This is a genomic window from Coleofasciculus sp. LEGE 07092 (genome assembly GCF_015207375.1).
In the GTDB taxonomy this organism is placed as follows: Bacteria; Cyanobacteriota; Cyanobacteriia; order Cyanobacteriales; family Coleofasciculaceae; genus LEGE-07092.
Genome location: NZ_JADEWY010000020.1, coordinates 51846 through 62936 on the forward strand (window position 1 = coordinate 51846; position 11091 = coordinate 62936).

An 11091-nucleotide genomic window follows, 5' to 3' on the forward strand; every position below is an offset into this window, starting at 1 on the left:
TTGTCCGTGATACCAATCGTGGGAATATGCAATTATCTCGCTGCCAAAATAAACTTATGAGCGGCGAGAATCTATTGCAGTCAATAAATCGGTCAAAACCTTATGGCTTTTAGAGAATTAGCCTATAGATATTCTTACCAAGTTAGCATAATTGTCCTAGTAACGTAGCACCGATTTGACTAGTGGTGACGATCTGGCGATCGCGATCAAATAGCACTGAACCAACTTGAACGCTTTGTTCTGAATGCTTGCGGATGTAGTCCTGGGAGCGTTGATCGATAGCAAAAGCGATCGCGCCATAAACCTGTTCAACCCAATTACTACCTTCAGCGATATCTAATTGCCGGAGATATTGCAGCGCTACTTCCGTTGTCGGACTGGTAAAGATTACCTGTAACACTGAGGTTGGTAAACCCACTTGAGCGCAGTGAGCTGTAAGAATTTCTAACCGTCCATCGGCGAGGTGGTGGTGGGTGTGAAAAATGCCGCCTGCTAATTTGATTAACTTACCGTGGTAGCCAAATAGCAAAATAGCCGGAACATGCTGCAATCCGGCGGTAACGAATAACGGTCCGAGCCAATTCGCTGTTTTAACCAACTGCTCTGGATTTATTCCTAAATTTCGGGCTAAATCTAAACCATTTTCCCCGACGCAGAAGACCAAACAATTAAAACGGCTGGCTTTCTCTTGCAATTCTTGCCGATAAGCTTCTAATTGCTCAGGAGAACTTAAGGGTTGAGAAATACCCGTCGTTCCTAGCAACGAGAGTCCTTCGACCACCCCAAAGGCAGCATTAGAGGTACGTTCTGCTAATTGGCGTCCTGCTGGGAGAATAAAGGTGACTTGAATTTTTTCTGCTGCTGCTAGTAGACGGCTCAGGTTGTCTTGCAGTAGACGCTGGGCGTAGGAGTAGATTGCTGCCTTGCCCCCTGCATTCATTTGCCGTCCAATTCCTTCACCCCCCAGTATCCGTACTTGTTCGCATTGATTGGGTTGCCCCCATTCTACTAATGCCCAAATTGGAGTATTGCGCGTGAGGTCGAGGTTATCACCGGGATCACTGCGCGTGATGGCTAGTGCTATACCTTCTCGGAGTCCTGCCACTTGCTCAATAGGAATGCTGACAGTTTCAGGCGGTGCGATTAAATCTACGGATACGGCGTTTAGAGGTTGGGGTTGGCGCAACCAACGCAGGGCAGCAATAGCTGCGGCACAGGCAAAAACGGGTAAGGTGTAGCCTGATTGAGGTTGGGAAGCAGTCATTCAAGGGGAAATCAAGGGGTACTGTTAGGCGATCGCTCCCCTGCCCTATCAATGGGCAATCAAACAGGAGTTCGATCGCTGGATTGACAGCAATTGAGTAGGGCAATTGGGCAACTCTCGCAACGATTTTAAATCCTTGTTGCTTAACTCTCGCTCAAACAACACATTTAGAAAAATTGCAAAGACAGTGGGGTAGGCTAACAAAACTAATAATCCGATCATAAAAATCACCTCCACTATTAAATACGTCCAGTGAGTTGGAGATTATGCACATTAGTTTCAATTCTTTACATTTAGATAATGTACAGAATGAATGCTCTTGATCACAAAGGCAGCGGAGATAGGATCACCAAGGACTGATGACCTAAAACGATGCCTCTTTATCAGAAGCGATCGCAAAATAGGGAGGTTGCACTAGACCTGACCGACCCGCCAGAGTTGGCGGTTTTTTTTAGAGTACCGTTTGCGGGTTGTTGTTTACCAGTCCTAGATTTGAGAAACTAAGTTGGCTCATTACCTAAAGTGCAGTAGCATAAGCTAGTTTGGGTTTTGTAAGAAACTGATGATTCATCTGAGTACAGTGGCAGCCAAAGAGATCAACCGCTTGCAGTTGAAGCACCAGCAGCTAGAGGCACGACTGCGCTTGGGAGTTCAAAAGGGGGGCTGTGCTGAGTTTTACTACACCCTCGATTTTGATGAAGGCATCAACCCAGGCGATCGCATTTATGAGTGTGGTGGAATCTCAGTTATCGTAGATGAGCAAAGCGTCCATTACATCGCTGATTTGACCCTAGAGTACTCAGAAGACCTGATGGGCGGCGGATTTAGATTCCATAACCCGAAGGCACTAGAAAGCTGTGGTTGTGGCAACTCTTTTCGAGCTGGGTAAAGTTTAAATTGGCACTTTTGCCAAAATGTCGGTATAATCAGAATTTGTCGATTGTTATGATAGTGAAAAGAAAGCTTTACGCGCCGTAACTCATGCCAACTATTCAGCAGCTCATTCGTAGCGAACGCTTCAAAGCTAAGAAGAAAACTAAGTCGCCTGCGCTGAAGCAATGTCCGCAGCGTCGCGGTGTGTGTACGCGAGTTTACACAACAACACCTAAAAAACCGAACTCAGCCCTGCGAAAAGTGGCAAGAGTGCGTCTGACATCTGGTTTTGAAGTGACGGCATACATTCCAGGTATCGGTCACAACCTCCAAGAACACTCAGTCGTGATGCTCAGGGGAGGTCGTGTTAAAGACTTACCCGGCGTTAGATATCACATCATTCGGGGAACCTTGGATACTGCCGGAGTTAAGGATCGACGTCAGGGTCGTTCCAAGTATGGAACAAAGCGTCCCAAGTAAGCTACAATCCGTCTGCCCCATTCCGAGTTACAGGATGCTAGGGTAGTGTCCTGAACTCATTCTGGTTTTAGCTAGACTGAGAGGCTGAAAAAATCAGGTTAAGTTTACTACCAAAGTAAAGCTTGTTGTTGAGATGCAACGAGATAAAACCTGTGCTGGTTGAGGAAACTATGAACTTAATAGTGAGTTAAATAGACCTGAATCAAATCATTAGCAGCCTAGGGGTCAGTTGCGTCCGCTAGGTATTTTTCAACGTTTGCAATTGTCTATATTTTTTAAGGCTTAACTATGTCTCGTCGTACAGTTGTAAAAAAACGTCCTGTCCCCCCTGATCCGGTTTACAACAGTCGCCTGATCAGTATGATGGTGCGACGGATTATGCGTAGTGGCAAGAAATCCCTTGCCTATGGGATTATCTACGATGCCATGAAAATCATTGAGGAGCGAACGGGCAGCGAGCCTCTTGCTACATTTGAGAAAGCCATGCGGAATGTAACGCCGTTGGTTGAAGTAAAAGCCCGTCGCGTGGGAGGGGCGACTTATCAAGTACCGATGGAAGTCCGCTCTGACCGAGGCACCAGTTTGGCAATGCGCTGGCTGATCCAATTTTCAAGGTCTAGAGCAGGTCGGACAATGGCTAGCAAGCTAGCCAATGAACTGATGGATGCTGCTAATGAAACCGGTAATGCTATTCGTAAACGGGAAGAAACCCATCGAATGGCAGATGCAAACAAAGCTTTTGCCCATTACCGATACTAACGACGTTCTCTAGCAGATTTAGGTACACAAACGCCTAAAAATTTAAACAAAGTATAGAATTGTAAAGAGATAGCAACGTGTAAAATTGCGGCGCAGACGAAGGAGGTAGCTGTGGCACGTACCATCCCGCTTGAGAAAGTACGCAATATGGGCATTGCAGCCCATATTGATGCGGGCAAAACAACAACAACGGAACGAATCCTGTTTTATTCAGGAATTGTTCACAAAATCGGTGAAGTCCATGACGGAACAGCCGTAACTGACTGGATGGAACAAGAGCGGGAGCGAGGAATCACCATTACTGCCGCTGCCATCAGCACTAGCTGGAAAGACCATCGAATCAATATTATTGATACGCCAGGTCACGTTGACTTCACAATTGAAGTCGAACGCTCAATGCGGGTTTTAGATGGCGTGATCGCTGTGTTCTGCTCAGTGGGAGGTGTGCAGCCACAATCGGAAACTGTGTGGCGGCAAGCAGACCGCTACAAAGTGCCGAGAATAGCCTTCGTCAATAAGATGGACCGCACCGGAGCCAATTTCTTTAAGGTTTACGAGCAAATTCGCGATCGCTTGCGGTCGAATGCCGTCGCGATTCAAATTCCCATCGGCAGCGAAACTGAATTTAGAGGAATTGTAGATTTGGTCAGGATGCGAGCCAAAGTCTACAACAACGACTTGGGAACGGATATTGAAGACGTCGAAATCCCTGAAGACATTAAAGAGCTGGCTCAAGAGTACCATTCCAAACTCGTTGAATCGGTGGCTGAAACCGATGAAAGGTTACTAGAAAAGTACTTAGAAGGCGAGGAAATTAGCGAAGACGAAATCCGCAAAGTTCTGCGCAAAGGCACCATTGCAGGCACAATCGTACCTGTACTGTGTGGCTCTGCATTTAAGAACAAAGGGGTTCAGCTTCTGCTAGATGGTGTTGTTGATTACTTACCGTCTCCCACCGAAGTACCGCCAATTCAAGGAACCTTACCTGACGGAACCGTGGCAGAGAGAGTTGCTGATGATGAAGCCCCTCTATCAGCTCTGGCATTCAAAATCATGGCAGACCCCTACGGTCGCTTGACATTCTTGAGGGTTTACTCGGGAATCCTAAAGAAAGGCAGCTACGTCCTCAACTCCACTAAAGATCAGAAAGAACGCATCTCCCGCTTGATTATCTTGAAGGCAAATGAGCGGATTGAGGTTGATGAACTGCGGGCTGGTGACTTAGGAGCTGCCATTGGCTTGAAAGACACCATTACAGGCGATACTATTTGCGGCGAAGAGGCTCCAGTTGTATTGGAATCCCTCTACATTCCAGAACCCGTAATCTCCGTGGCAGTAGAACCCAAAACTAAACAGGATATGGAGAAGCTTTCCAAAGCGCTCCAATCCTTATCGGAAGAAGACCCGACATTCCGCGTCAGTATTGACCCCGAAACTAACCAGACTGTAATTGCTGGAATGGGCGAACTGCACCTGGAAATTCTGGTAGACCGGATGCTGCGGGAGTTTAAAGTTGAAGCGAACGTCGGTGCGCCCCAGGTGGCTTACCGCGAAACGGTTCGCAAAAATGTTAAGGCGGAAGGCAAGTTTATCCGTCAAAGTGGCGGTAAAGGTCAGTACGGTCACGTCGTGATTCAACTCGAGCCAGGAGAACCCGGTACTGGATTTGAGTTTGTCTCCAAGATTGTTGGCGGTTCTATACCGAAAGAATTCATTTCGCCAGCAGAGCAAGGGATGAAAGAGGCTTGCGAGTCCGGCATTCTAGCTGGATATCCGGTCATCGATCTCAAAGCCACTTTAGTAGATGGGTCTTATCACGATGTAGACTCTTCAGAGATGGCATTTAAGATTGCTGGCTCAATGGCAATTCGAGAAGCCGTGATAAAAGCTTCACCCGTTCTGTTAGAGCCTATGATGAAAGTGGAAGTTGAAGTGCCTGAAGACTTCCTAGGGGATGTCATGGGTGACCTCAACTCCCGTCGGGGTCAAATTGAAGGGATGGGCACTGAAGAAAGTATTGCCAAAGTCACTGCGAAAGTTCCACTAGCAGAGATGTTTGGTTATGCTACGGATATCCGCTCGAAGACCCAAGGTCGGGGTATCTTTTCGATGGAGTTCAGTCACTACGAAGAGGTGCCTCGCAACGTGGCTGAAGCTATCATTGCTAAGAGCAAAGGGAACGCATAACTAGGAAAAGGAAAACGTAATTCATGGCACGCGCAAAGTTTGAACGAACTAAACCCCACGTCAACATCGGCACAATTGGTCACGTAGACCACGGCAAAACCACGCTAACTGCTGCTATAACCATGACCCTGGCAGCATCAGGTCAAGCGACAGCCAAGAAGTACGAAGATATTGATGCGGCTCCTGAGGAAAAGGCGCGGGGTATTACGATCAACACTGCTCACGTTGAGTATGAAACAGGTAATCGGCACTACGCTCACGTCGATTGTCCTGGGCACGCTGACTATGTGAAAAACATGATCACGGGTGCCGCTCAAATGGACGGAGCCATCTTGGTTGTGTCTGCCGCAGACGGACCAATGCCTCAAACGCGGGAACACATCCTGCTAGCCAAACAGGTTGGCGTTCCTAGCTTGGTCGTCTTCTTGAATAAACAAGACATGGTAGACGACGAAGAACTGCTAGAGTTGGTGGAACTAGAAGTCCGCGAACTCCTTAGTAGTTATGAATTTGATGGTGACAATATTCCCATTGTGTCGGGTTCCGCTTTGCAGGCAGTGGAAGCGCTAACCTCCAACCCAAATATCAAGCGAGGTGACAATGAGTGGGTTGATAAGGTCTACTCTCTCATGGATGAAGTAGATGCTTATATTCCTACCCCCGAGCGGGATATAGACAAACCCTTCCTGATGGCAGTAGAAGATGTCTTCACTATTACCGGTCGGGGTACAGTTGCCACGGGTCGGATAGAGCGGGGCAAAGTCAAAATTGGTGATGAAGTGGAGTTGGTCGGACTGAGAAACACCGTTAAAAAAACCGTCACTGGAATTGAGATGTTCAAAAAGAGTCTCGAAGAAGGGATGGCTGGTGATAATGCCGGGATTTTGCTCCGAGGTGTTGAGAAAAAAGATATTGAGCGGGGAATGGTAATTGCCAAACCGGGTTCAATCACTCCTCACACTCAGTTTGAGTCGGAAGTGTACGTCCTGAAGAAAGAAGAAGGGGGTCGTCATACACCCTTTTTCGCAGGCTACCGCCCTCAATTCTACGTGCGCACCACAGATGTCACAGGAACCATCAATGCTTACACGGCTGACGATGGCACGACAGTCGAGATGGTGATGCCTGGAGATCGCATCAAAATGACGGTGGAGTTAATCAACCCCATTGCCATTGAACAAGGAATGCGATTCGCTATCCGTGAAGGTGGTCGTACCATCGGCGCGGGTGTCGTTTCCAAAATCCTCAAATAGCACTGTTCTCAGCTAGAACAGGAGCAGAAAGGCAAAGCTTTTCTGCTCCTTATTCATCTGTGTTTGACAAAAGCGCTTCTTTGTGTATTAGCTCCCTTTTGTTCCAGTACCTAGACAACTAAAAAAATGGCAACGATTCAGCAGCAAAAAATTCGGATTCGTCTTAAAGCCTTTGATCGGCGATTGCTCGATACCTCTTGTGAGAAGATTGTAGATACAGCGAATCGAACCAATGCGACCGCCATCGGTCCGATTCCCTTACCGACAAAGCGTCGAATTTACTGTGTATTGCGATCGCCTCACGTTGATAAAGATTCGCGGGAGCATTTTGAAACACGCACCCATCGCCGGATTATTGACATTTATCAACCGTCTTCTAAAACCATCGACGCCCTGATGAAGCTGGACTTGCCAGCGGGTGTAGATATTGAAGTCAAACTGTAGATAGGTTGAAGGTACGCAGGTAACGGGTGAAAAACAGGAAAATCTCTGGCGAATGCCTCCTGCCTGCTGTCTTCCTTATGCCTCTTGCTTTTCTGTCTGATGAGGAATTCAAGAGTTAGATGGGTGTTCAGGTTCTTGTCCAACGAAGAAATCCGTTAAAGTAGGTAAAGAAGCGCAGTTACCATTTTTACCAAGGCAAGATGGCACCCTCTTCTTCGATTGCTGTTAGAGAACTCCCGTTATTTCCACTCGCTGAAGTGGTTCTGTTCCCTGGACGTCCTCTTCCCCTCCATATCTTTGAGTTTCGCTACCGAATCATGATGAATACGATTTTGGATAGCGATCGCCGATTTGGGGTATTGATGTGGGACCCCGTTCAAGGTCAACCCGCTGCCGTCGGCTGCTGCGCTGAAATTGTCCACTTCCAGCGTTTGCCCGATGACCGAATGAAAATATTGACCTTAGGGCAACAACGGTTTCGCGTCCTGGAGTACGTCCGTGAAAAACCCTATCGCGTTGGCTTAGTGGAATGGATTGAGGATAAACCCACAGACACAGACTTGAGAGAAGTCGCTAAGTCAGTCGAACAATTACTGCGAGATGTAGTACATCTGTCAGGTAAGTTGACCGAGCAAAAAATCGAGCTGCCGGAAGACTTACCCGAACTTCCCTTAGAGTTATCCTATTGGATAGCTGGCAATCTCTACGGCGTCGCTTCTGAACAGCAGGCACTCTTAGAAATGCAGGATACAGCGGCACGTCTGGAGCGAGAGGCAGATATTCTCACCTCAACCCGCAACCATTTGGCAGCCCGTACAGTTCTCAAGGATGCTTTTAATTAGATTAGAAACAAAGATGCATCGGTTCAATCCCATAGCTCCTTCCAACTCAGCTCCCCACAGGTAAGCATCTCGCAAATTCGCGCCACTCAAATCCGCTCTAACCAGGTTAGCTTCACTCAAATTGGCACTTCCCAAATTAGCATTTCTTAAGTTTGCACGGCTGAGATTTATCCCTGGTGAATTAACTTCAATTTCTTGGCTCGTCTTCTTTGTAGTCGATTCAGCGCTCTATGTTGATATTTTTTCTTTAGCCATTGTTTAAGAATCGGGAACCATTGCATTTTTGCGCTGAGTTGAGGGAGATTTAAAAACCGTTGTAAATTGCGGACTTGACTTTCATAAGGGCTTATCCTCTCTACTTTCCAGCCTCCTTGTCACCCCTTGAGATTCAAGGGGTGATCCCACTCTTGTCAAACAGTCACTCCTCAACCAGTGCTGTTGAATTAATAGGCAAGACATTGTAACTCCCAAAGATTTTAAGAATTTCTGTATGAGACGCTAATTCAGAAAGGGTAGCTTGCACGGAAGAAATAGAAGCATCCGCTTCCAAATCGATAAAGAAAAGGTACTCGCCAAGCGATCGCTTAGTCGGGCGAGACTCAATACGGCTTAAGTTAATCCCTCGATTGGCGAAGACTTGCAGGAGTTTTGCCAAGGCTCCAGGGACGTTGGCAGGTGTACTGAAGGCTAAAGAGGTATAACTGCCACCAGGAGAGGATTGTTTACCCACAACCCAGAATCGCGTGCAGTTGTCGGGATAGTCATTGATATTTGAAGCGAGGATAGGTACGTTGTACAGTCGTGCCGCTCGTTGAGAGGTAATGACTCCGGCTGTATGATCGGTATCCAGATGCTTGAGTGCCTCTGTTGTGGAATTCGTCGGCACCAGTTGCACTGAGGGGAGAGATGTCTCTAGCCACCTCTGACATTGCGCCAGCGCTTGGGGATGGGAATAAACGGTTTGAATCGACTCTAGAGCAGCCGCCCGTGATAGCAAAGCGTGTTCGATGGGCAAAACTAAAGCTTGCTGGATTTGGAGCCCATGCAGTTGCCAGAGGGTATCGAGTGTAATTGTCACACTGCCTTCAATGGAATTTTCCACGGGGACTACAGCCAGATGAGCTTGCTCTTGGGCTACCGCACGTAAGGTTTGAGCAATGCTTGGGTAAGGACATAATAGGGATGGCTTGCCTGTTGTGCTGGCGAGTTCGCGCCGATAAGCTAGGGCAGCAGCTTCTGCGTAAGTGCCGGGAGGTCCTAAATGAGCAATGGAAACTGACATACAGTACACTTCAACTCAGTAAATCTTTTTTAACCTTTCTAGGCAGTAGCCTGTCAATGCCAACAGATCATCCTTAGGAGATAGGTTTTGGGAGTCATACTCAACTCTTGGAGAGCTTTCCTAAGGATGATGGATGGTGAGCGTCTGAAGTTCTAGGATCTGAGAAGAATCGAGGTTGAGTGCGCTTCTTTTATAGAAAGGACAAGATACGACCCATAAAATAAAAATCCCATTTCAATTCCTGAGAAATCTTAAAGTAACTTTAACTAAAGTAAAATTAGTTAAAAGCCTAGAAGCTGACAATCTTTCCCCCTATGAACAGCCAGTTTGTTGCATCCCAGTCGGTTGAAATCACTGTACCCCAACAACCCGTCCCCATTCAGCACTACTTGCGCCAGCCTCAACGCTTAGTTTATGCGATCGCTGATCCAAGTCTGATCCAGCAACGGAGTCCCCAACGCTTTCGCCTGAAAATGCGTCCCTTGAGTTTTCTGTCGCTGAACTTTCAACCCATGGTGGAGCTGAAAGTATGGACAGATGCTAACGGTACAGTTCACTTGACCTCTGTAGGCTGTGAGATTCCTGGCTTAGACTATATTAATCAACGCTTTTCCCTCGACTTAAAAGGTACACTTTATCCTTATCAGAGCAACGGAGTTACCACGCTCAAAGGCAGAGCGGATTTAAACGTGAGCGTAGACGTACCCCTTCCCCTTTCCCTCACACCCAAGCCCATTCTCGAAACGACAGGTAACGGATTGCTCAAAAGCGTCTTACTCAGGATTAAGCAGAAATTAATGCACCAACTGGTCGTAGATTATTGTCAGTGGGCGAAAAAGGATACCCAGACAAGTACTCACGATCAACCTCAAAAATTGTCACCGGCTGATAATCCAACTGTTTAAACGCCTTGGAAAAAATAGAAAGGAATGCCTGGGTTTATCTTTTCCCATTTGTTCCCAATCCAAGACAGGGACTAAAAGACAGACGGTGTTGGGGTGAAGAGCCATACTGTTGTAGCGCTAATCGGTGCCGCTCAGTTCCATAACCCTTATTTGCCGTCAAATCGTAGTCAGGATACTTGGCGGCAAAACGTACAATTAACTCATCACGCCAAACTTTAGCCACAACACTAGCAGCGGCTATTTCTAGCGATCGCTCATCTCCCTTCACTAAGTTTTGTTGGGGAACGGGTAAGCCTTTCACAACCTGCTTACCATCCACTAAGCAAAGATGAGGCTGCACTTTCAGCTTGAGAACAGCCCGTTTCATGGCGAGCAGTGACGCTTGCGAGATATTGAGCTGGTCGATTTCGGAACAAGTAGCATAACCAATTCTCCAATCGAGTGCCAACCGTTGAATCTCTTGAGCGAGCTTGATACGTCGCAGACGAGACAACTGTTTGCTATCTTTGACACCCGCTAGAGCAAGCTGGGGTAGGGTAGATGGGGGTAAAATTACCGCTGCTGCTACTACCGGACCAAACAGAGCACCCCGTCCTACTTCGTCTATTCCTGCAACCAATCCTCGATCACCGGATAAATCTGGCAGTTCGCAGAAGTTGGATTGGTCATTAGTCATTAGTCCTTGGTCATTGGTTGTGGTTAATTATTATCTCCCGACAGGGTATCCTTTAAAGAACTTCCAAGCAAAAAAATATTTCAGGGATAAGGGGACAAGGGGACAAGGGGACAAGGGGACAAGGGG

At 47.2% G+C, this 11091-nt stretch carries 13 protein-coding genes; 8 read left to right on the top strand and 5 right to left on the bottom strand.

The features are described from left to right. Positions 1–142: 142 nt before the first annotated feature. Both cbiD and IQ257_RS07365 read right to left on the bottom strand, forming a co-directional pair. Complete coding sequence (gene cbiD / locus IQ257_RS07360; RefSeq protein WP_193873336.1) at positions 143–1264, bottom strand: cobalt-precorrin-5B (C(1))-methyltransferase CbiD; 1122 nt, start codon at positions 1262–1264, stop codon at positions 143–145. 48 nt (positions 1265–1312) lie between these two features. Then, positions 1313–1486 (bottom strand): hypothetical protein, encoded by a 174-nt coding sequence (locus tag IQ257_RS07365; protein ID WP_193873337.1) that lies wholly within the window; start codon positions 1484–1486, stop codon positions 1313–1315. A gap of 340 nt (positions 1487–1826) precedes the next feature. Between IQ257_RS07365 and IQ257_RS07370 the strand changes: the two genes are divergently transcribed. The 7 genes from IQ257_RS07370 (at position 1827) to IQ257_RS07400 (ending at position 8102) form a co-directional block, all read left to right on the top strand. Beyond that, positions 1827–2153 carry a HesB/IscA family protein gene (locus IQ257_RS07370; protein ID WP_193873338.1) on the top strand — a complete coding sequence of 109 codons (327 nt, stop codon included), beginning with the start codon at positions 1827–1829 and terminating at the stop codon, positions 2151–2153. A gap of 92 nt (positions 2154–2245) precedes the next feature. After that, a complete protein-coding gene (gene rpsL, locus IQ257_RS07375; protein WP_193873339.1) occupies positions 2246–2617 on the top strand; it encodes a 30S ribosomal protein S12 in 372 nt (123 codons plus the stop codon). 288 nt (positions 2618–2905) lie between these two features. Further along, on the top strand, positions 2906–3376 hold the full coding sequence (gene rpsG, locus IQ257_RS07380; RefSeq protein ID WP_193873340.1) for a 30S ribosomal protein S7: 471 nt from the start codon (positions 2906–2908) through the stop codon (positions 3374–3376). 111 nt (positions 3377–3487) lie between these two features. After that, the gene (gene fusA / locus IQ257_RS07385; protein ID WP_193873341.1) at positions 3488–5563 is read left to right on the top strand and encodes an elongation factor G; all 2076 of its coding nucleotides are present in this window, start codon (positions 3488–3490) and stop codon (positions 5561–5563) included. Positions 5564–5586: 23 nt separating this feature from the next. Then, the gene (tuf, locus tag IQ257_RS07390; protein WP_193873342.1) at positions 5587–6816 is read left to right on the top strand and encodes an elongation factor Tu; all 1230 of its coding nucleotides are present in this window, start codon (positions 5587–5589) and stop codon (positions 6814–6816) included. A gap of 126 nt (positions 6817–6942) precedes the next feature. Beyond that, positions 6943–7260, top strand: coding sequence for a 30S ribosomal protein S10 (rpsJ, locus tag IQ257_RS07395; RefSeq protein ID WP_018399487.1), 318 nt, complete (start codon positions 6943–6945; stop codon positions 7258–7260). 200 nt (positions 7261–7460) lie between these two features. After that, positions 7461–8102, top strand: coding sequence for an LON peptidase substrate-binding domain-containing protein (locus IQ257_RS07400; protein WP_193873343.1), 642 nt, complete (start codon positions 7461–7463; stop codon positions 8100–8102). On the opposite strand, the gene IQ257_RS31105 is transcribed toward IQ257_RS07400, so the two are convergent. Together IQ257_RS31105 and pheA are read right to left on the bottom strand one after the other, a co-directional pair. Further along, the gene (locus IQ257_RS31105; RefSeq protein WP_369076426.1) at positions 8049–8237 is read right to left on the bottom strand and encodes a pentapeptide repeat-containing protein; all 189 of its coding nucleotides are present in this window, start codon (positions 8235–8237) and stop codon (positions 8049–8051) included. The genes IQ257_RS07400 and IQ257_RS31105 overlap by 54 nt on opposite strands. 283 nt (positions 8238–8520) lie before the next feature. After that, positions 8521–9384: a prephenate dehydratase gene (pheA, locus tag IQ257_RS07410; protein WP_193873344.1), complete on the bottom strand. Its 864-nt coding sequence runs from the start codon at positions 9382–9384 to the stop codon at positions 8521–8523. A gap of 314 nt (positions 9385–9698) precedes the next feature. Here pheA and IQ257_RS07415 point away from each other — a divergent pair, with 314 nt between their 5' ends. Beyond that, positions 9699–10289 (top strand): DUF1997 domain-containing protein, encoded by a 591-nt coding sequence (locus tag IQ257_RS07415; protein WP_193873345.1) that lies wholly within the window; start codon positions 9699–9701, stop codon positions 10287–10289. A 34-nt stretch (positions 10290–10323) separates the two neighbouring features. Here the strand turns inward: IQ257_RS07415 and IQ257_RS07420 are convergent, their stop codons facing one another. Continuing rightward, positions 10324–10965, bottom strand: coding sequence for a ribonuclease HII (locus IQ257_RS07420; RefSeq protein ID WP_193873346.1), 642 nt, complete (start codon positions 10963–10965; stop codon positions 10324–10326). Between the last annotated feature and the right edge of the window lie 126 nt (positions 10966–11091).

Coding starts and splice junctions, on each gene's coding strand:
- rpsJ (WP_018399487.1), top strand. CDS start 6,943: ATGGCAACGATTCAGCAGCAAAAAATTCGGATTCGTCTTAAAGCCTTT.
- IQ257_RS07415 (WP_193873345.1), top strand. CDS start 9,699: ATGAACAGCCAGTTTGTTGCATCCCAGTCGGTTGAAATCACTGTACCC.
- IQ257_RS07365 (WP_193873337.1), bottom strand. CDS start 1,486: ATGATCGGATTATTAGTTTTGTTAGCCTACCCCACTGTCTTTGCAATT.
- IQ257_RS07400 (WP_193873343.1), top strand. CDS start 7,461: ATGGCACCCTCTTCTTCGATTGCTGTTAGAGAACTCCCGTTATTTCCA.
- rpsL (WP_193873339.1), top strand. CDS start 2,246: ATGCCAACTATTCAGCAGCTCATTCGTAGCGAACGCTTCAAAGCTAAG.
- tuf (WP_193873342.1), top strand. CDS start 5,587: ATGGCACGCGCAAAGTTTGAACGAACTAAACCCCACGTCAACATCGGC.
- IQ257_RS07420 (WP_193873346.1), bottom strand. CDS start 10,965: ATGACTAATGACCAATCCAACTTCTGCGAACTGCCAGATTTATCCGGT.
- IQ257_RS07370 (WP_193873338.1), top strand. CDS start 1,827: ATGATTCATCTGAGTACAGTGGCAGCCAAAGAGATCAACCGCTTGCAG.
- pheA (WP_193873344.1), bottom strand. CDS start 9,384: ATGTCAGTTTCCATTGCTCATTTAGGACCTCCCGGCACTTACGCAGAA.
- rpsG (WP_193873340.1), top strand. CDS start 2,906: ATGTCTCGTCGTACAGTTGTAAAAAAACGTCCTGTCCCCCCTGATCCG.
- cbiD (WP_193873336.1), bottom strand. CDS start 1,264: ATGACTGCTTCCCAACCTCAATCAGGCTACACCTTACCCGTTTTTGCC.